The following is a 19420-nucleotide window of genomic DNA, read 5'->3' on the forward strand; positions in this document are numbered from 1 at the left end:
ACAGGCGGTCGCGGCGAACTCGGGACCTCGGTCCCCGACCGGCACCCCGACACCTCATCAGCCTGGCCACAGTCGCTCGCCGGCTCCGCCGCGGGGACCTTAGGCCCGGGCCGGATGTCCCCACTACCTGCGGTTTCGCGGTCCTACCGTGCTCTTGACCCACCCAGCAATGGCGCCAGGAGGTACTGCGATGAAGGCACTCGTCTACCAGGGAGAAGGACGCACGTCGTGGGACACCGTCCCGGACGCCACGGTCCAGGACTCCACGGACATCGTCGTCCAGGTCGACACCACCACGATCTGCGGCACCGACCTGCACATCCTCAAGGGTGATGTGCCGGCGGTGAAGCCCGGCACGATCCTCGGTCACGAGGCGGTCGGCACGATCGTGGACGTCGGGTCCTCGGTGACGTCCCTCAAGGTGGGGGACCGGGTGCTGGTGCCGGCGATCACCTCCTGCGGTTCCTGCGTGTACTGCCGCCGCCAGATGCCCAGCCACTGCCAGGCGGTCGGCGGGATCGGCTGGATCTTCGGGCACCTGATCGACGGGACCCAGGCCGAGTACGTCCGGGTGCCCTACGGCGAGACCTCCGTGCACAAGCTGGCCGAGGACATCCCCGACGAGCAGGCCATCTTCCTGGCGGACATCTTCCCCACCGGCTTCGAGATGGGCGTGCGCTACGGCAAGGTCAAGCCCGGTGACGTGGTGGCCGTCGTCGGGGTCGGCCCGGTGGGGCTGGCCGCCGTCGCCACCGCCGGCCTGTACGGCGCAGCCAAGATCATCGCGGTGGGGCGGTCGCAGCCGCGCATCGATCAGGCGCTCACCATGGGTGCGACGCACGGGATCACGACCAACGATCCCGACTGGAAGGCTCAGGTGATGGCCCTGACCGACGGTCTGGGCGTGGACGTGGTGATCGAGGCCGTGGGCGTGCCGCAGACCTTGGGTGACGCGTTCAGCATCGTGCGTCCGGGCGGCCACGTGGCGAACGCCGGTGTGCACGGCACGTCGTTCACGTTGCCGATCGAGGACCTGTGGATCCAGAACATCACCTTCTCCACCGGCCTGGTGGACGGCGTCACCGTGCCGATCCTGCTCGACCTGATCCGGGCCGGGCGGATCCACCCCGAGGTCATGGGCACGCACAGCTTCGTGCTCGACGAGATCGAGAAGGCGTACGAGGTCTTCTCCGACTCCCCGAAGCACGGGTGCCTGAAGACCGTCATCCGTCGCTGACCGGCCGTGGGCAGAGCCGCTCTCCGGCCCCGGGGCGGCTCTGCCCATGCCACCCCTGCGACCGCTGCCGGGCTGAGCCTTCGGTCGCACCGGTTTGTTGCGCTCAGTTCGTCAGCGGTGTGTCGAGGTCGGCTGCCGCGTTGACGATCTCGGTGCGGATGGGCCGAAGTCGGCGTTGGTAGACGTGGGGCGGCAGGCCGGGGAGACCGGGCGCGGCGGGGGAGGCGCCCGCCCTACTCCAGCACACGCCGCCAGTCCGTCCCCGTCGACAGCCGACCCTGCTGCCCGTGCAGCGCGTTCAGCGCCTGCGCCCGCCCCTCCGGGCCGGACAGCGCCCCGCCGAGCCAGCTGACCAGCTCCGGCACGGACCCGGCGACCAGCGCGTGCTCGGGGACTTTGGCGTGCGGGGCGAGGGCGAGCACGACCAGGTTCAGGTAGTACGCGGCGTCGGCGGCGTCGAGCACCTGGGGGCCGGTGTTGAGGTCGAGGTAGACGGCGGCGCGGGCGAGCTCGTGGGTGAGGGCGGCGTGCGTGATGGTGGGCAGCAGCCGGAGGTGGGGGTGGGCGCGGGCCAGGGCGTGCAGGCGGTCGCTCATCTGGGTGAGGGCGGCGACGGTGAAGGTGACGTCGGGGAACGCCATGAGCAGCTCGGGCAGGCCGGGCAGCTCGTCGGTGGCGGTGAGGGTGAAAGTGCTGCGTGCGCCGGGGTCGGGGTGGCGTGCGAACTGGTCGAGCGGGGTGAGGTGCTCCAGGCGCAGGGGGGTGTGCGGGAACTCGGCGGCGATCCTGCGGCGGTGGCGGTCGTCGGCGAAGGCGATGCCGGTCAGGGCCTTGGGGTCGGCGAGTTCGGTGACCATGTTGCCGGGGACCTCGCCGGGCAGCGGTTCGTGCCAGAACAGGGTGGTGTTCGGGCGGCGGGCGCGGTCGCGGGTGACGAACAGGGGGTAGGACAGCGAGTCGATGAGGACGTGCTGGTCGTCGAGGTGCTGGTCGTCCAGGAAGTGCGAGACGAAGTCGGTGAGGGTGCCGAAGGTGAGCAGCCGGTGGGCGGAGCGCAGGGTGACGGTGCGGGCGACGTGCTGGACCTCGATGGTCCACGGGCCGGGGCCGCGGTAGACGGTCTGGTACGGCACGGCGTCGGCGTAGTGGGTGGTGGCGTAGCGGTGGCCGTACCGGTCGTAGTGGTCGGTGCGGTCGAGCGCGCCGCCGGGCAGCAGCCAGTCGACGCTCTCGACCTGGCGGAAGGTGTTCGGCTCGTAGTGGATCCGGCCGATCGGGTGGCCCTCCCGCAGGATGTCGCCGTGCGGGCCGCGGTCCTGGCGGATCTCGCACCAGGGTGGCACCGGCACCTGATCGAAGAACAGGGGTTCGCCGGTGCGGTCCAGGCCGGTGTAGGCGGTGAACGGGCACAGCACGCCCTCGGGCAGGTCGCCCTCGTACCGGATGACCACCGGGGTGGCGTCGATGCCGGCGGCGGCCAGGGAGTGCAGCAGCAGTCGGGAGCCGTGACCGAGGGTGTCGAGCAGGACTAGCACGGCGCCTCCCCGGCGAGCAGGAGTTCCCACTGCCGGCGGACCCGGTCGGCGCTGTACTCGGTGGCGGTGTCCAGGGCTCCCCGGCGCAGGTGGTCCAGGGTGCCGGAGGTGAGGGTGTCGACGATGGCGCGGGCCAGGGCGGGGACGTCGCGCAGCGGGGCGCCGGGGGTGGTGGGCACCAGGTGACCGTTCACGCCGGGGCGGATCAGTTCGCGGTTGCCGTAGTCGACGTCGAAGCCGATCACCGGCAGCCCCTCGGTCAGCGCCTCCAGCAGGGACAGCCCGAAGCCCTCGGAGGTGGAGGCCGACACGTAGAGCGCGTACCGGCCGAGCACCCCGGTGAGGTCGCGGTGCCCGAGCAGTCGGACGCAGTCCTGGGTGCCGGTCTCGGCGATGGCGGCGGTCAGGCCGGTGCGGTCGCCCTCGCCGTAGATGTCCAGGTGCAGGCCGGGCAGGGTGGCGCGGGCGGCGGTGACGGCGCGGACCAGCACGTCCAGGTGCTTCTCCTCGGCGAGCCGGCTGGCGGTGACCAGGGCCAGCGGGTCGTAGCCGTCGGCCGGTGCGGGGGTGCGGGCGACCCCGACCGGGATCCGGTGCACCGGGGGCGCGCCGGTGGGGAAACGCGCGGCGAGCTGGGCGGTGAGCGTCTCCTGCTGGCGGCGGGTGGACACGATCAGGCCGTCGATGAGTTCGGGCCGGGTGAACACGTGCTCGTAGTGGTTGTTCCACAGCAGCACGCCGTCCTGCAGCTGCTTGAGGTCGACGTGTTCGGCGTGCACGACGGAGAACAGCCGCCGGTCGCCGATCACCGGGTACACCGCGTCGATCACGTCCAGCGCGCGGTCCACGATCACCACGTCGTCCGGCCGGTCCAGCAGCCGTTCCAGGACGTAGCGGAAGAACGCCGACCGGCCCTCCAGCAGGACGTCGCCACCGAACGAGTCCGGGCGGCCGCGGCGGACCGGCCGGTCGTACAGCGGCGAGGCCGGGGTGATCGTGGTGCGCAGGATCGGGCGGTCCGGGTCGCCGGTGTGGGTCTGGGTGGCCGCGAGCCGGCCGTCCGGGGTGAGGAAGTCCCGGCGGACCAGCCGGCCGGCGTGGAAGTGCTCGATGTTGTTCAGGCTCTGGTCGTAGTGCTCGGCGCGGACCAGCTGGTCGCCGGTGTGGGTCTCCACCCGGTCCACCCGGCCGTCGGCGACGGTCCAGATCCGATACCGCACCGGGGAACCGGGTAGGGCGACCTCGGTGCGGTCGGGCAGCACCACCGGCTCGGCGTACGGCTGGCCGAGGGTGGACAGGAACTCCGGGACGGTCAGGGTGTTCGGGGTGGTGCGGCGGCCGGTGACCAGGTCGTAGATCCACAGCACCCGGTCGCGGGGCAGGCCGAGCGGGTCGGTGAACAGGCACAGGTTGGTGCCCAGGTAGTCGGTGAAGACGTAGCGGTCGTCCACCCAGTCGATCCCGGCCAGCAGCTCGCGCCGGTAGCGCTGGGCGTACTCGACCCCGCTGGAGGCGCGGCCGACCGCCTTGTTCAGGTTGACGACGCGCACGGTCACGCGAACTGGATGACCAGGCCGCCGTCGGCGCCCCGCTCGATCCGGCTCAGGCAGAGCAACCGGACGATGTCCCGGTCGATCCGCCGCTTCATCTCCTCGAATGCGAAGTACGCCTCCCGCCGGTACTCGTACTCCACCTTGTGTTGGGCCATGTTCCGATCCTGGACCACGGTCTTGAGCTGCTCCAGGAAGTCGACCTGTTCGATCCACGCCACGTCGATCGCCTTGAGGAAGATGATGTGCTCGAACCGGGTGTACAGCTCGGTGTCGGCCAGGAACTCGACTTTCTCCCGGATCGCCTGCTCGGCGACCTCGGTCAGCAGGGCGTGCACCCGGTCCGGCCGGGAGGTGTCCAGCTCGTCGATCCGGTCCGGCAGGTGGTAGCTCAGGTTGTCGAAGATGTACCGCCGCACCGCCCACCGGTCGGCCCAGGCACCGGCGGACCCGGCCTCGGTCAGCACCCGGTCGATCAGCAGCCGCAGGTCGTCCTGGCCGAGCGGCTCGGCGGTGATGATCCGGTCGCGCTGGGCGTAGACCAGCTCCCGCTGCCGGGCCATCGCCACGTCGAAGTCCTTGGACAGGGTGCGGGCACCGGCGGCGGAGTCCTCGCTGGCCCGCTGCGCCCGGTCCAGCAACCGGCGCATGGTGCGCGGGCTGCGCGGCCGGTGGTGGATCCGGTGCTGGCGCACCGAGCCGAACTTCACGAACAGCTCGTCCTCCATCGAGGCGTAGAACCGGCTGCCGCCCGGGTCGCCCTGCCGTCCGGCCCGGCCACGGACCTGGCCGTCGACCCGCTGGTTCGGCATCTTCTCGGTGCCGATGATCACCAGGCCGCCCAGGGCCTTGGCCTCGGGGTCGAGCTTGATGTCGGTGCCGCGCCCGGCGATCAGGGTGGCGATGGTGATCGCCCCGACCCGGCCGGCCTCCTGGACCATCTGGGCCTCCTTGGCCTCGCTGAGCGCGTTGAGCAGGTTGTGCTCGATGCCGCGGTCGAGCAGGTGCTCGGACAGGGTGACCGAGCTCTGCACCGAGGCGGTGGTCACCAGGATCGGCCGGCCGGTCGCCCGGACCTCGTCCAGGTACTCCAGCACCAGGCGGTCCTTCTCCGCCCGGGTCGCCACCACGATGTCGGGCTCGTCGTACCGGATCACCGGGCGGTAGGTCGGGATCTCCACCACCTCGGTGCCGTAGGTCTCCCGCAGCTCCTTCTCCGCGCCCTTCGCGGTGCCGGTCATCCCGCCCATCCGGTCGAACATCAGGAACAGGTTCTGGTAGGTCACCGACGCCATCGCCCGGTTCTCGGTGCTGATCTCCAGGCGCTCGCGGCCCTCGATCGCCTGGTGCAGGCCGCCCTGGAGCTTGTTGCCCTCCAGCAGCCGGCCGGTGACGGCGCTGAGCAGGATCAGCTGCCCGCCGACCACCATGTAGTCGCGTAGCGGCTGGAAGGCGGTCCGGGCTCGCAGTGCCAGGTGCACGTGCCGGTTCAGCGAGAACAGCTCCGGGTCGTACAGGTTGTCGACGTGGAAGAACCGGTGCGCGGCGGCGATCCCGGCGTCGGTCAGCGCGACCACACCGTCGCTCTCGTCGTACTCGTAGTCCAGGTCCTCCCGCAGGGTGGCGGCGAACTCGTCGGCCAGCGGGTAGAGGTTCGACTGCACCCGCGGCGACCCGGAGATCACCAGCGGCATCTGCGCCAGATCGAGCAGGACGGCGTCCGCCTCGTCGATCAGGACGTAGTGGAACGGGCGCAGGTACTTCTCCTCACTGGTGCCGACCAGGTTCTCCAGCAGGTAGTCGAAGCCGACCTTGTCGCTGGTGGAGTACACGATGTCGGCGGCGTAGATCTCCTTCTTCTGTGCGGCGGTGAAGTCCTCGGTGGGCACCTCCGGCACCCCGACCGCCAGGGTCAGCCCCATGAACGCGAACAGCGGCTCGAACTCCTCGGCGTCCCGGCGGGCCAGGTAGCCGTTGACCGTGACCAGCATCGCGCCCTGGCCGGACAGCGCGTTCAGGTACAGCGGGAGGGTGGCGGTCAGGCTCTTGCCCTCGCCGGTCTTCATCGCCGCGATGTCGCCCTGGTGCATCACGATCCCGGCCAGGAGCTGGTTCTCGTACGGGAACTTGCCGAGCACCCGCAGCGCCGCCTCCCGGATCGCGGCGAAGGCCTCGGGCAGCAGCTGGTCCGCCGTCTCGCCCTCGGCGATCCGCTGCCGGAACCGGCGGGTCTGGTCCTGCAGTTCGGCGTCGGTGAGTGCCCGCATCGCGTCCTGGTGGGACAGCACCTGGGCGATCAGCCGCTGCCGGCCGGCCTGGTCAGCCACGGCGGGTCACCTCCGCGTCCAGGAGCGTGAAGGAGTCGAACCACACCTCGTCGCAGCCGCCGTTGAGCAGCCGGATCGTGTAGTGCCGGCAGTCGGCCGGGTAGTCGAAGGCGTACTCCGGCGGGTGCAGGATGTCGGTGCGCAGCACGGTGTCGAAGCGGTCGAAGTAGCGGATCTCCACGATCACGGTGTCCGGCGGCGCCGACCGCAGGTCCGGGGCGATCCGGTACCGGCGGCCCGGTCGCAGCAACGGCAGGGTCGGCACCGCCCGGACCGCCTGGTAGTCGGTGAACGAGTACCACTCCTGCAGCGGGGTCCCGCTCGGCATCAGGTGGTTGATCAGGTGGATGCTGCCGGTGGCGTCCAGGACCAGCTCGGTCCCGTAGAGCGCCGCCTGGCTGTTCGGGTTGCCCCAGCGCACCGTCGCGATCTGCTCACCGGTCATCGTGACCTCCGGTACTCGGCGATCACCCGTTCGTACTGGGTGACGAACCAATTCACGATCGAGGCGCTGTCGTCGTTGTGCCGGCCCTGGTAACCGCGGGCGATCACCGTGGTGGGCTTGCCGGTCTGCGAGGCCAGCAGGGTGTAGTACGCCTCGTCGTCGTAGTCGTCCTGGGCCATGTACGCCATCAGGATCGCGGTGTCGCCGAAGCCGGGATCGCCGTGCCAGCGTTCGGTCAGCTGCCGGGTGAAGGCGTCGACCCCGCCCGGGCGGTCCCAGAAGTTGACCAGGTCCAGGATGGTGCCGAAGTCCCGCGGCCGGACCAGGCGGCCGCGCCGGGCGACCCGGCCCAGGTCGATGATCGGTTTGCCGGCGATGATCGCCAGCGGCTCGAACCGGGAGCCGTAGTACAGCGCGCCGAACGAGCCCATCGACAGCCCGGAGAAGATCACGTCGCGGTCGGTGAACCCGAGGTCGGCGATCCGGTCGGCGATCACCCCGTGCAGCGTGTCCTCCAGCTCCTCGCTGCCCAGGTAGAACCGGCCGCCTTCCAGCCGCGGGTCGGTGATCAGCAGGAACGGGTGGCCGAGCTTGGCCATCATGTAGTAGCCCTCGAAGCCCTCCGCGGGCCGGTACCCGGCGAAGTAGATGTTCAGCGGGGGAGTGAGGTCGCCGGGGTGGAAGTACCAGAACAGTTCCTCGCGCCGGGCGTCCGCGATCCGCCGGCCACCGGGCAGGAAGTGGCCCGCGCCGAGCCGGGAGTGCCGGTAGTGCAGCGGGCCGATCCGCGCCCGGCCGTGGCCGCGGGCGTAGAACGACACCGACAGGTAGCCGCTGTCCGGGTGCGAGAACACCACCGGTTCGGCCAGATCGGCCTCGGTGTACCGGCGCTGGTCGGCCATCACGTCCGGGGTGCCGGTCCGGATCAGCTGGATCACCAGTTCCACCTGCACCCCCGGGTCGGTGACGAACTCCGGCCACAGGTCCAGCGCGCGGTGGTTCTCGTAGAGGATGTTCTCCTTCCACATCATCAGCTGACGTGGCTCGTCGTCGTGGTCGACCCCGATCACCAGCGCGGCGTTGCCCTCGTACCGGGCGTCACCACGGTGCAGCGGCGCGACGGTCGCCGAGCGCAGCTCCAGCTTCTGACCGAACTGCCGCGCGAAGAACCGCTGCGGCAGACCATCGATCAGGCCCTGCCGGTCACCGGTGTCCACCGGCACCGCGCCCTTGCGGGCCAGGAACTCGCCGCCCTCGGCCGCCAGCGCCCGGTCCACCAGCAGCGTGTAGGGCGTGACCAGCGCATCGATCGCGCGCAGCCGGTCCGGATCGCACCGGGCGTCGAGGATGGTGACCTCCACCCGGCCGATCAGGTCCGGGTCGAAGCCCACCGGGTCGTCGACGTCGACGAACACCCACTCCAGGCCGTCGGGTAGCCGGGACAGCGCCGACCAGTCGTCACGGCCGATCTGCAGGGCCCGCATAGCTCACCCCCTCGCGCAGCAGCTCCCACCGGGCCAGCACCTCCGGCGCGCTGAACAAGTCCTCCAGCACCCGGCACTGCACCAGCGACTGGTTCCAGTGCTCCAGCCCGGACAGGAAGTAGTCCAGGGCCGGACCGAGCTCGGCGTCGTCGGCGATCAGGTAGCCGTTGATCCGGTCGGTGGCCAGCTCCTGGGGCACCCGGTTGATCTGCGGCACCCCCGCGTTCACCGCCTCCGCCGCCAGCCGGGAATGCACCGGGCTGCCCAGGTCGATCAGCACCCGGGACCGGGCCATGGTGGCGATCAGGTCGGCCTCCCGGTCCACGAACACCAGCTGGATGCGCTCCTCCGGTCCCGCGCTGACGCCGATGTCCGCACCCAGCAGCGCCTGCTCGTCGTCGAACGCCAGATCGAGGCGCTGGTACCCGGCGATCACCTGCCGGATCGCCCGCAGGTGGTCCACGTCCTGGGAGCGGAACGTGCAGATCAGCAGCCGGGTGTACTCGTTGCCGACCAACTGGGTGGCCGAGATCGCGATCACGTAGTCCAGGTCCGGCATCGACAGGTCGTCGGCGAACAGGGTCAGGTACACCGTCGACTCGTTCGCGCTCGCCCCGAACGTCGACCGGGACTCCAGCGGGTAGATCGACAGCACCGGCAGCGCCCAGTCCTCACCCGGGGCCTGGTCCGAGTCGGCGAACACCACACCGGCCCGGTCGACCACCCGGTCGGCGACCACGGTCGGCCGGGCGACCGCACGGGACAGCACCAGCGTCTGATCGCGCAGCACCGAGGTCACCAGCTCGTCGTGCTGCTCGGCCAGCGACAGCACCACGGTGTCCCCGGCGCCGGCCCGCCGGTCCAGATGGGCGGCCAGCAGCTCGGCGATCAGCGTCTCCCAGTCCGGGTAGGACGATTGCCGGAACCGGCCGTCCGGGTTCTCGACCACCTCGATCCCGCCACCGGCCAGGTCCTCGGAGACGATCACGTCGCCGGTCCGGGACAGGTAGTACTGGGTCATCGGGCGACCCTCCTCGTCGTGCAGCTGCACGCTCGACAGGAAGCCGCGGTCGTCGTACAGGTGGTCCACCGACGGCATCCCGGCGCCGTAGTACCGGATCGACTGCACCGTGCCCTCGCGGGCCAGCTGCACCCGGGCGTACACCTCCTCGCCGCGCATCACCGTGACCAGGAACGGGTTGTAGAAGAAGCCGGCGTCCTCCGGCCAGTCCAGGTCCAGGAAGTCCAGCGGCCGGGTGTAGTCGTCGGCCAGGCCCTGCACCGCGTCGAAGAACGACCAGTACGGCACGTCGATCAGCTGCTGCGCGTGCAGGAACCGGCGCAGGCTGGGCGCGTAGTTCAGCACCACCAGCCCGGTCTCCTCGGTGCCGCGGCGGAAGATCCGGGCCCGGGTCACGGTGTCGTCCGCCGCCGCCTCGGCACCGCTGCGGAACCACACCTCGTCGGTGGTGTACCAGGGCCGGGTCGGGTGGTACCAGGCCGGGATGAAGTGGATCATGCCGCCCTCCGCTCGGCCCCGGACGCGAAGCTGAAGGAGTAACGGGTGCCGATCATCAGGTCGGCGATCTCCTCCTGCAGCAGCCAGAGCAGGCCCAGGAACACCATCAGCGTGCCCGGCAGCCCCAGCAGGTACTGCCGATCGGGGTACTCGCCGACGAAGCCCAGCGGCAGACCGGTGAACGTCACCAGGAACCCCCCGGCGAGCATCGACAGCATCACCACCCGCGCCCGCAGGAAGACCCGGGTCGGCCGGCCCGGCGGCACCCCGTCGAAGTACGAGCCCGAGTCCCGCATCCGGTCCGCGGTGTCCCGGGGGCTGACCGTGAACAGGCCGAAGAAGATCGACAGTGCGAACAGCAGCACCAGGTAGGCCGTGAAGCCCAGCGGAGTGCTCAGCCCCCACGAGGCCAGGAACCGGTCGGCCGGTGCCTCCAGGGCCGGGAACACCTGCCCGATGGCGTGCACCACGTACTGCGGGATCGCCAACAGGGCCAGGGCGTACATGATCGGTGACGCCCCGGCCGGGTTGAGTTTGATCGGCAGGTAGGACACCCCGATGAACCCGCTGTCGATCGCCACCTTGTTCACGTGCAGGCGCAGCTCCGCGTTCCCGCCGAACACCCCGAGGAACACCACCACCAGGCATGCCAGCCCGACCAGCAGCAGCATCCGGTCGTAGTCCCAGTCACCCTCGAGGGGCACCACCTCCAGGTTCGACATCGCCGTGATCACGATCTGGTACAGGATGAACATCGTCACCCCGCCCAGGCCCAGATCGTCGTTGCGCTGTGCCAGCCACGCCACCGCCACCGCGCCCGCGGTCAACAGCACCACGATCACGATCTCCGAGGCCAGCGGACCGGAGAACGGCCCCCAGGCCAGGTCCTCGACCTGGTAGGACGCCATCAGGCTGATCGCCTGGAACACCGCCAGCCCCACCATCAGGATGTTGCGAGCCCGGGTCACCGTCTCCTCCGGGATCCGGCGGTCACGCGCGATCTTCCCCAGGAACAGGAACCGCCACAGGATCGCCGCGCCCATCCACGGCCCCAGGCCCAGCGAGAACAACGACGGCGAGTAGAAGTTGCCGCCGGTGGCCACATTCGCCGCGCTGAGCACCTGCGCGCTCGCCGCCGACGGTTCGGTCACCGACCCGTGCAGCAACGGGATCGGGAGCTCCCGCCCCACCAGGAACGCGACCAGGAACAGCGCGCTCCAGGCCAGCTTCGCCCGCAGTTCGGCGAACCGGTCGTCCGCGAACGCCGCCAGGGTCGGCCGGCTCATCGACGGTTACCGAAGATGTTCAGGGACGACAGCAACGAGCCCAACCGGGACTGCCGCGCCTGCGGCGCCGTGGACTCGCTGGCCAACTCGCTGCGCACCTCCGACAGGCTCTGCACCACCGAGTCGCTGACCGAGGACTCCGAGTCGCTCGCCGACAGGGTGCCGCTGACCGACTCGACGAGGACGCCGCTGGGGGTGTGGCTGGTCGGGGTGGAGTCGGCGGTGGTCTCGGAGGTGGACTCCTGCCCCGGCACCGTCGCGGCCGACGCTGCGGCGGCTGCCGCGGTGGACGCTGCGGTGGCAGCTGGGGTGCTGGCCGAGGCGGACTCCGCGGACTCGCTGAGCGACACCGACGCCGAGGCGCTGGTGGAGGCGGACAGGCTGGCTGAGGCTGAGGCGGACTGGCTTGCCGAGGTCGACTCGGAGGTCGACTGGCTGAGGGAGACCGAGTCCGAGACCGAGGCGCTCGTGGACTCGGACTGCGAGGCGGAGTCGCTGGTGGAGGCCGACTGGCTGGCGGAGTCCGAGCTGCTGGCGGACTCGGACTGGCTCAGGGAGGTGGAGGCGGACTCGCTGGCCGATGCCGAGTCGCTGGTGGAGGTCGAGGCACTGGCGGACTCCGACTGGCTGAGCGACGTCGAGGCGGAGTCGCTGACCGAACTCGACTCGGACGTGGACTGGCTCAGCGACGTCGAGGCGGACTCGGAGCCGGACTGGCTGGCCGAGGTGGACTCGCTGGCCGACTCGGACTCGCTGACCGATGTCGACTGCGATGCCGACTCGCTCACGGACGTGGAACCGCTGACCGAGGTCGACTCGCTGACTGAGGTCGACTCGGAGGCGGACTGACTCACGGATGCGGAATCGCTGGCCGAGGTGGACTCGCTGCTCGAGGTCGACAGCGACGCGGAGTCGGACTCGCTGATCGAGGTGGACGTGCTCGCGGACTCGGACTGACTCAGGGAGGTCGAGGTGGAGTCGCTGAGCGAGGTCGACTGGCTGGCGGACGCCGAGTCACTGGCCGATTCGGATTGGCTGGCGGACGCCGACTGGCTGGTGGACGTCGATGCCGAGTCGCTGAGCGACGTCGACTCGCTGGTCGAGGCCGACTCGCTGGTGGACGTCGAGGCGCTGACCGATCCCGACTCACTGGTCGACGCCGACTCGCTGAGGGAGACCGACTCGGACCCCGACTGGCTCGCCGAGGCGGAACTGCTGACCGAACCGGACTCGCTGACGGACGCCGAGTCGGAACTCGACGCGCTGGTCGACGTGGACTGACTCAGCGAGGTCGAGGCGGACTCACTGGCGGAGGCCGACTCGGAGCCGGACGTGCTGGCGGAGGCAGACTCGCTGGCCGACACCGACTGGGAGGCGGAATCCGACGCGCTGGTCGAACTGGACGCGCTCGCGGACTCCGACTCGCTGAGCGACCCGGACTCGCTGGTCGACGCCGACTGGGAGGCGGAGGCGCTGACCGATCCGGACTCGCTCGCCGAGCTCGACTCGGACTCGCTCTCCGAGGCCGAACCGCTGATGGACGCCGATTCGGACTCCGATGCGCTGGCCGAGACGGAGGTGCTGCCCGACTCGGACTGGCTCAGGGAGGTCGATCCGGACTCGCTGGCCGATGCGGACTCCGACTGGCTGGTGGAGGCCGACTCGCTGGTCGATTCGGACTGGCTGAGGGAGGTGGACTCGGACTGGCTGGCCGAAGTCGACTCGCTGGTGGACTCGGAAGCCGACTGGCTGGCCGATGCGGACTCGCTGGCCGACTCGGACTGGCTCAGGGAGGTCGATCCGGACTCGCTGGCCGAGGTGGACTCCGACTCGCTGGTGGAGTTGGAGGTGGAGGTGCTGGTGGACTCGGACTGGCTGGCCGAGGCCGATCCGGACTCACTGGTGGACTCGGAAGCCGACTGGCTGGCTGACGTGGACTGACTGGTCGAGCCGGAGTCGCTGAGCGAGGTCGACTCGGACACCGACTCGCTGGCGGAGGTCGATTCGCTGGTCGATTCGGACTGGCTGAGGGAGGTCGATCCGGATTGGCTCGCCGAAGTCGACTCGCTGGTGGACTCGGAAGCCGACTGACTGGCCGATGCGGACTGGCTGATCGAGCCGGAGTCGCTGAGCGAGGTCGACTCGGACACCGACTCGCTGGCCGAGGTGGACTCCGACTGACTGGTGGAGGTGGAGGTGCTGGCGGACTCGGACTGGCTGGCCGATGCAGACTCGGACTCACTGCTGGAGGTCGACTCGCTGGCGGAGACCGAGTCGCTGAGCGAAGCCGACTGCGACGTGGAGGCGCTGGCGGAGGCCGATTCGCTGGTCGATTCGGACTGGCTGAGGGAGGTCGATCCGGATTGGCTGGCCGAAGTCGACTCGCTGCCGGACTCGGAAGCCGACTGACTGGCTGACGTGGACTGACTGGTCGAGCCGGAGTCGCTGAGCGAGGTCGACTCGGACGCCGACTCGCTGGCGGAGGTCGATCCGCTCGTGGAAGCGGAGGCGCTGGCGGACTCGGACTGGCTGGCCGAGGCCGACCCGGAGTCACTGCTTGAGGTCGACTCGCTGGCGGAGACCGAGTCGCTGAGCGAAGCCGACTGCGATGTCGAGGCACTGGCGGAGGTCGACTCGCTGGTCGATTCGGACTGGCTCAGGGAGGTCGATCCGGAGTCGCTGGCCGATGTGGATGCGCTCGTCGACTCCGATTGGCTCAGGGAGGTGGAACCGGACTGGCTGGCCGAAGTCGACTCGCTGCCGGACTCGGAAGCCGACTGACTGGCTGACGTGGACTGACTGGTCGAGCCGGAGCCGCTGAGCGAGGTCGACTCGGACGCCGACTCGCTGGCGGAGGTGGACCCGCTCGCGGAAGCGGACTCGGACTGGCTGAGTGAGGTCGATCCGGACTCGCTGGCGGAGGCGGACGTGCTGGCCGAGGTGGATTCGCTGGCGGAGTCCGACTGACTGGTCGATGCCGACTCGCTCGCCGAGGTGGACTCGGATGTCGACGCCGAGTCGGACTCACTGGTCGAGGTGCTCGCGGACTCGGACTGGCTGGTGGAAGCCGACTCGGATGTGCTGGTCGATGTGGACGCGCTGGCGGAAGTCGACTCGCTCACGGAGCCCGACTCGCTCGCCGAGCCGGAGGTGCTCGCGGACTCGGACTGGCTGGTGGAGGCGGAGTCGCTGGTGGAGGCGGACTGGCTGGCGGAGGCGGAGTCGCTGAGAGAGGTCGACGCCGACGCCGACTCGCTGGCCGACGTCGAGCCGCTGGCGGAGGCGGACGTGCTGGCGGACTCCGACTCGCTGGTCGAGGCCGACTCGCTGGCGGATGTGGACTCCGACTGGCCGGCCGAGGTCGACTCACTGGTCGAGGCGGACGCGGAGGTGGACGCAGAGTCCGACGCGCTGGTCGACGTGGACGCACTGGCCGAGTCGGACTGACTCACGGACGCCGACTCGGACTCGCTGGCAGACGTCGACTCGCTCACGGAACCCGAGTCGCTGAGTGAGTCCGACGCGCTGGTGGACGTGGAGTCCGAGGTGGACTCGCTGGCCGAGGTCGAGGTGCTGACCGAGGTTGATGTGCTGGCGGAGTCGGACTGGCTGAGGGAGCTGGACGCACTGGTCGAGGCGGACTCGGACTGGCTGACCGAGGCCGAACCCGAGGTGCTGGTGGACTCGGAGGCGGATTGGCTGGCGGAGCCGGAATCGCTGAGGGAGGTCGACTCCGAAGTCGACTCGCTGGTCGATGCGGAGGTGCTGGCGGACTCGGACTGGCTGAGAGAGGCGGACCCGGACTCGCTCGCCGAACTGGACTCACTCGCCGACGCGGACTGGCTGAGCGAGGTCGATCCGGACTCGCTCGCGGATGTGGACGCCGACTGACTGTCGGACGCTGACGTACTGGTCGAGGCGGACTCGGACTGGCTCATGGAGCCCGACGCGGAGTCGCTGGCCGAGGTCGATGCGCTGGTGGACGCCGACTGGCTCAGGGAGGTGGACCCGGACTCGGAGGTCGACTCGCTGGCCGACGTCGATCCGGACTCGCTGGTCGAGGTGCTGGCGGAGGCGGACTGGCTCGCGGAGCCGGAGTCACTCAACGACGTCGATTCGGAGGCGCTGGCCGAGGTGGACCCCGACGTCGATGCGGATGCCGATTCGCTCGCCGACGCGGAGGTGCTGGCGGACCCGGACTGGCTCAGGGAGGCCGATCCGGACTCGCTGGCGGAGGTGGAGGCCGACCCGCTCGTCGAGGTGGACTGGCTGGCGGACGCAGACTGGCTCGCGGAACCGGAGGCGCTCAGTGACGTCGACTGGGACGCGGATGCGCTGGCCGACCCGGACTGGCTGGTGGAGGTCGATGCGCTCGCGGACTGCGACTGGCTCAGCGAGGCCGACCCGGAGGTGCTGGCGGAGACCGACTGGCTCAGCGACGCGGATCCGGACGCGCTGGCCGACCCGGATTGGCTGGTGCTGGTCGTGGTGGACGGGGTGGCGGACTGCGACTGGGAGGCGCTGGCCGACTGGCTGTCGGACACGATCTGGCTCGGGGTGTTGCCGGGGTTGGCGGAACTGTTGAAGTAGTAGAACAGCGAGCTGATGCTGTAGACGGAGACGCCGCCGGTCCCGACGGCCTGGACGGCGATCATCACGCCGCTGCCGGTGGTCATGTAGCCGGCGTACAGGGTGTCGCCGATGTACATCGGGTACGCGACGAAGTGTGCCTGCACGCCGTTGATCGTGATGTTGGTGGCGGTGAGCACGGCGTCGAGGTTGGCCGAGGTGATCGTGCCGGTCTGGGTGGTGATCGCGGTGTTGTACTGGACGGTGCTGCCGTTGTACGTGCCGCTGCCGGTCCCGCCGTAGGCCGCCTTGCCGGCTCCGGTGGCGGACAGGCTGGAGTCGGAGCCGCCGCCGTAGGAGATGCCCGCGTTGGTCAGGCCCTCAGTGGAGTAGTGCGGGAGCGCGGCGGTCTGGGTGGTCTGGGCCTTGGCGGCCATCCGGGTGGTCTTCTGCGTGGCGGACGCGCTCTGCGAGGCCGAGGTGCTGGCGCTCGCCGATGCGCTGACCGAGGCGCTGGCGGACAGCGAGCCGCTGGCGGAGGCCGACTCGCTGCTGGAGATCGACTCGCTACCGGAGGTGGAGGTGGAGGTGCTGGCTGCGGTGGACTCGCTCGCGGAGGCCGATCCGGAGTCGGAGTCGGAGGCCGGGGGCGCGGATGACGCGGACTCGGATGCCGGGGCTGGTGCGGCGGAGTCCGAGGCGACCGCCGACTGGCTGCTGGTCTGAGACACCGACTGTGAGGCGGACTCGCTGGTGGACTCGGTCGCGGACTCGCTGGCCGGGGCGGTGCTCCCGGGGGTGAGTGCGGCGCTGTTGTCGGTTGCGAGCGTGTTCAGCTGGGCGGCGTTCGCGTCGTAGGCGATCGGCGTGCTGTCGGTCACGGTGTTCACCCCCTCCGAGCCGTGATGTGGGATCTCAGAGCTGCGGCAGGTGCCCCAGGCGGCGGATCATCCGCCAGTGGTTGGTGTCGCCGGTGCGGGTGAACTCGATCTGGTCCAGGAGGGCCTCGGCGAGCGGGAGTCCGCGGCCACCCTCGGCCTGCTCGTCGGGCATCCCCTTGCCGCGGGTCGGCTGGAAGGACTGGCCGGTGTCGTCCAGGTCGGCCTCGATCTCCTCCGGGCGGACCTGGATGGTGAACCGCCAGCGGACCTCGCCCTCGGGTTGGCCGTACTCGACGACGTTGTTGGCGATCTCGATCACCGCGGTCTCGAACAGCATCACGTCGGTCGGGTCGAGTTCGGGATGGTCGTGCGCCGCCTGGGCCAGCAGGTCGTGCACGGCGCCGATCTGCTCGGGCACTGCGAAGCCCTCGAGGGTGTAGACCCGCTCCGCCGAGGGCTGCTCACCAGTCATGGAGTGCCTCGTCGATGGTCGTGTAGGGCGACAGGATCCGGTCGAGGTTGGTCAGCTTGAGCACCGCCAGCACCTGGGCGCTCGGTGCGGCGACCCGCAGATCGCCGCCCTGTTGGCGTGCCGCCTTGAGCCCGCCGATCAGCGCGCCGAGCCCGGAGGAGTCGATGAAGTCGACCTCGTGCAGGTCGACCACCAGGCGGGCCTTGCCGGCGGTGATCAGGTCGTCGATCCGCGACTTGAACGGTGGTGCGGCCACCAGGTTGAACTTCCCCTGGGGGGTCAGCACCACGTGCGTGCCCTGATCTGCTTCCGCAAAGGTCATCGGTGGTGCTCCTTGTCTGTCAGGCTGTCGCGGTCTCGACGGCCGAGCCGCCCATGCGCCGGAGCACGACGGCGGTCACGTCGTCGGTCGCCCCCTGTCCGACCGCGAACTCGACGATCCGGTCGACGATCTGCCGGCAGCTCAGCGCCGGGTCCTGGATGGCCGGGAGCTGTGCGGCCGCGAGCTCGAAGGAGTCGTCGAAGACGTCGAACACCCCGTCGGACACCACGACCAGCAGCTCGTCCTCGGCCAGGACGTCGGAGGCGGAGGTCCAGCTGTCCTGGATCGGCATCCCGAGCGGCAGGTACTGCTGGGCCAACCGGCGGTGGCCGCGCGGGGAGACGATCACGGCCAGGCCGTGCCCGGCGTCGACGTAGTCGAGTGCGCCGGTGGCCGGGTCGAGCCGCCCGACCCAGAGCGTGGAGAACCGGTTGTTCGCGTCCAGGTCGTGCTGGACGGTCATCGCGGTCTGCCCGATCGCGTCACCGACCTGCGAGTACCGGGAGTGCCCGCGGAGCACCGCCCGGACCTCGGAGGCGATCAGCGACGCGGCTAGGCCCTTGCCCATCACGTCTCCGAGCACGATCTGCAGTCGCTTGCCGGTGCCGGAGGGACCGTCGACGACGTGCCAGTCGAAGTAGTCGCCGCCGGCCTCGCGCGCGGGCTGGACCCGGCCGGCGATCTCCACCCCGGAGATGGCGGGGGCGGCGGTCGGCAGCATGAGCTGCTGCACCTGCCCGGCCAGGTCCATCTCCTCCTGGACCGCCAGCTCCCGTTCCAGCAGGGCGCCGAGGTCGGAGAGCATCTCGCGCTGCTGCCGGCCGAGCGTGCGGGGTGAGACGTCCAGGATGCACAACGCGCCGATGTTCTGGCCGCTCTGCCCGCGCACCGGCACCCCGGCGTAGAACCGCACCCGCGGCCCGCTCTGCACGGAGGCGATGGTGGAGAAGCGCTCGTCCTCGCGCAGGTCGCGGATCTCCAGGATCTCGTCCTGCTGGACCGTCACGCCGCACAGGGAGTCCTCGACCGGCATCTCCCCGGTGGGGTAGCCGACCGAGGCGACGGTGAACTCGGAGTCGTTGCCGATCAGGTTCAGCGCGGCGATCGGGGCGCCGAAGATCGCCTGGGCCAGCCGGACGACCCGGTCGTACCGCTCGCCGGGAACGCTGCGCGCGATCGCCTCGGCCTCGATCCGGCCGGTGCTGGGGGGCATCACCATGGTGGACACCTCAGACCGGCAGGCTGTCGAGGAGGGGCTCGATCCGCAGCACCGACCGGCGCGTGGCGGACCACCCCATTCCCAGGGACGTCTCCCGGCCCGTGATCAGGACCACTACGGCCTCGGGGTGGTTGGGCAGCACCATCATGAAGTGGATCGTGTGCCGGGTGGTCATCTGCATCTCCTCCACCAGTCGCTCGCTGGGGCGACCGCGTTTGGCGGAGATCAGGTCCTCCACATGGCGGACGGTCCGGCCGCGGAACATCTCCACCGAGGCTGCGGCCACGGCCTCCAGGTACTCCTGCGTGAAGTAGGACACCCGGTGTGCGACGCCGAGTAGGGCGCCGGATCGCATGTCGGCGACGGCGCAGCCCACCGCGCCGTCCACCTCGTCGATGACGGACTCCATGACGCTGTCGAGCGCGGTCATGTTTTGGACGCTAGCACTCAGTTCTCCACCCCGACAGTGGGCGGAACGAGCGATTTGCGGACTTTTCCTGATGAGTACACGAGCGATGTTCATCTGGGTGCTTGCGGTTTACGATATATCGGTACCTATCGCTGAGAGAGGAGC

At 70.1% G+C, this 19420-nt stretch carries 22 protein-coding genes; 11 read left to right on the forward strand and 11 right to left on the reverse strand.

What is annotated here, in order from left to right; all coding sequences use genetic code 11:
- Positions 1–190: 190 nt before the first annotated feature.
- Positions 191–1237, forward strand: coding sequence for an alcohol dehydrogenase catalytic domain-containing protein (locus HGA03_RS07985; protein WP_168629725.1), 1047 nt, complete (start codon positions 191–193; stop codon positions 1235–1237).
- Positions 1238–1470: 233 nt separating this feature from the next.
- Here HGA03_RS07985 and HGA03_RS07990 read toward each other — a convergent pair whose 3' ends face one another.
- From HGA03_RS07990 to HGA03_RS08020, 7 genes are read right to left on the reverse strand one after another with little or no spacing between them, the layout of a single operon-like run.
- A complete protein-coding gene (locus HGA03_RS07990; RefSeq protein WP_168629726.1) occupies positions 1471–2772 on the reverse strand; it encodes a glycosyltransferase family protein in 1302 nt (433 codons plus the stop codon).
- Positions 2766–4328, reverse strand: a complete 1563-nt coding sequence (locus HGA03_RS19565; protein ID WP_168629727.1) for a glycosyltransferase — start codon at positions 4326–4328, stop codon at positions 2766–2768. Before HGA03_RS19565 ends, HGA03_RS07990 begins: the two co-directional genes overlap by 7 nt.
- Complete coding sequence (gene secA, locus HGA03_RS08000; RefSeq protein ID WP_168629728.1) at positions 4325–6649, reverse strand: preprotein translocase subunit SecA; 2325 nt, start codon at positions 6647–6649, stop codon at positions 4325–4327. Before secA ends, HGA03_RS19565 begins: the two co-directional genes overlap by 4 nt.
- The gene (asp3, locus tag HGA03_RS08005) at positions 6642–7094 is read right to left on the reverse strand and encodes an accessory Sec system protein Asp3 (RefSeq protein ID WP_168629729.1); all 453 of its coding nucleotides are present in this window, start codon (positions 7092–7094) and stop codon (positions 6642–6644) included. The genes secA and asp3 overlap by 8 nt, the downstream gene beginning before the upstream one ends.
- Positions 7091–8578, reverse strand: coding sequence for an accessory Sec system protein Asp2 (asp2, locus tag HGA03_RS08010; RefSeq protein WP_168629730.1), 1488 nt, complete (start codon positions 8576–8578; stop codon positions 7091–7093). The genes asp3 and asp2 overlap by 4 nt, the downstream gene beginning before the upstream one ends.
- Entirely contained in the window at positions 8553–10097 is a 1545-nt protein-coding gene (asp1, locus tag HGA03_RS08015; RefSeq protein ID WP_168629731.1) for an accessory Sec system protein Asp1, read from the reverse strand. The genes asp2 and asp1 overlap by 26 nt, the downstream gene beginning before the upstream one ends.
- Positions 10094–11383 (reverse strand): hypothetical protein, encoded by a 1290-nt coding sequence (locus HGA03_RS08020; protein WP_168629732.1) that lies wholly within the window; start codon positions 11381–11383, stop codon positions 10094–10096. Before HGA03_RS08020 ends, asp1 begins: the two co-directional genes overlap by 4 nt.
- A 15-nt stretch (positions 11384–11398) precedes the next feature.
- Here HGA03_RS08020 and HGA03_RS08025 point away from each other — a divergent pair, with 15 nt between their 5' ends.
- The 10 genes from HGA03_RS08025 to HGA03_RS08065 all read left to right on the forward strand — a co-directional run bounded on the left by HGA03_RS08025 (position 11399) and on the right by HGA03_RS08065 (position 16678).
- A complete protein-coding gene (locus HGA03_RS08025; protein WP_168629733.1) occupies positions 11399–12232 on the forward strand; it encodes a hypothetical protein in 834 nt (277 codons plus the stop codon).
- Between the two features lie 123 nt (positions 12233–12355).
- On the forward strand, positions 12356–12664 hold the full coding sequence (locus tag HGA03_RS08030) for a hypothetical protein (RefSeq protein ID WP_168629734.1): 309 nt from the start codon (positions 12356–12358) through the stop codon (positions 12662–12664).
- A gap of 51 nt (positions 12665–12715) precedes the next feature.
- Entirely contained in the window at positions 12716–13324 is a 609-nt protein-coding gene (locus HGA03_RS18440) for a hypothetical protein (protein ID WP_203767229.1), read from the forward strand.
- Positions 13325–13573: 249 nt separating this feature from the next.
- The gene (locus tag HGA03_RS08040) at positions 13574–13792 is read left to right on the forward strand and encodes a hypothetical protein (protein WP_168629735.1); all 219 of its coding nucleotides are present in this window, start codon (positions 13574–13576) and stop codon (positions 13790–13792) included.
- Positions 13793–13879: 87 nt separating this feature from the next.
- On the forward strand, positions 13880–14164 hold the full coding sequence (locus HGA03_RS18445; protein ID WP_203767226.1) for a hypothetical protein: 285 nt from the start codon (positions 13880–13882) through the stop codon (positions 14162–14164).
- A 213-nt stretch (positions 14165–14377) separates the two neighbouring features.
- Positions 14378–14830, forward strand: coding sequence for a hypothetical protein (locus tag HGA03_RS18450; RefSeq protein ID WP_203767225.1), 453 nt, complete (start codon positions 14378–14380; stop codon positions 14828–14830).
- 87 nt (positions 14831–14917) lie between these two features.
- Entirely contained in the window at positions 14918–15274 is a 357-nt protein-coding gene (locus HGA03_RS08050) for a hypothetical protein (RefSeq protein ID WP_168629736.1), read from the forward strand.
- 45 nt (positions 15275–15319) lie between these two features.
- Positions 15320–15973 carry a hypothetical protein gene (locus tag HGA03_RS08055; protein ID WP_168629737.1) on the forward strand — a complete coding sequence of 218 codons (654 nt, stop codon included), beginning with the start codon at positions 15320–15322 and terminating at the stop codon, positions 15971–15973.
- A gap of 111 nt (positions 15974–16084) precedes the next feature.
- Positions 16085–16255 (forward strand): hypothetical protein, encoded by a 171-nt coding sequence (locus HGA03_RS08060; protein ID WP_168629738.1) that lies wholly within the window; start codon positions 16085–16087, stop codon positions 16253–16255.
- Between the two features lie 123 nt (positions 16256–16378).
- Positions 16379–16678, forward strand: a complete 300-nt coding sequence (locus HGA03_RS08065) for a hypothetical protein (RefSeq protein ID WP_168629739.1) — start codon at positions 16379–16381, stop codon at positions 16676–16678.
- A gap of 189 nt (positions 16679–16867) precedes the next feature.
- On the opposite strand, the gene HGA03_RS08070 is transcribed toward HGA03_RS08065, so the two are convergent.
- From HGA03_RS08070 to HGA03_RS08085, 4 genes are read right to left on the reverse strand one after another with little or no spacing between them, the layout of a single operon-like run.
- Positions 16868–17305 (reverse strand): ATP-binding protein, encoded by a 438-nt coding sequence (locus tag HGA03_RS08070; protein WP_168629740.1) that lies wholly within the window; start codon positions 17303–17305, stop codon positions 16868–16870.
- A complete protein-coding gene (locus HGA03_RS08075; RefSeq protein ID WP_168629741.1) occupies positions 17295–17627 on the reverse strand; it encodes an STAS domain-containing protein in 333 nt (110 codons plus the stop codon). The genes HGA03_RS08070 and HGA03_RS08075 overlap by 11 nt, the downstream gene beginning before the upstream one ends.
- A 19-nt stretch (positions 17628–17646) precedes the next feature.
- Positions 17647–18846 carry a PP2C family protein-serine/threonine phosphatase gene (locus HGA03_RS08080; RefSeq protein ID WP_168629742.1) on the reverse strand — a complete coding sequence of 400 codons (1200 nt, stop codon included), beginning with the start codon at positions 18844–18846 and terminating at the stop codon, positions 17647–17649.
- A gap of 10 nt (positions 18847–18856) precedes the next feature.
- A complete protein-coding gene (locus HGA03_RS08085; RefSeq protein WP_168629743.1) occupies positions 18857–19276 on the reverse strand; it encodes a roadblock/LC7 domain-containing protein in 420 nt (139 codons plus the stop codon).
- Positions 19277–19420: the final 144 nt, after the last annotated feature.

It is taken from the genome of Cellulomonas denverensis (genome assembly GCF_012396125.1).
GTDB lineage: Bacteria > Actinomycetota > Actinomycetes > Actinomycetales > Cellulomonadaceae > Cellulomonas > Cellulomonas denverensis.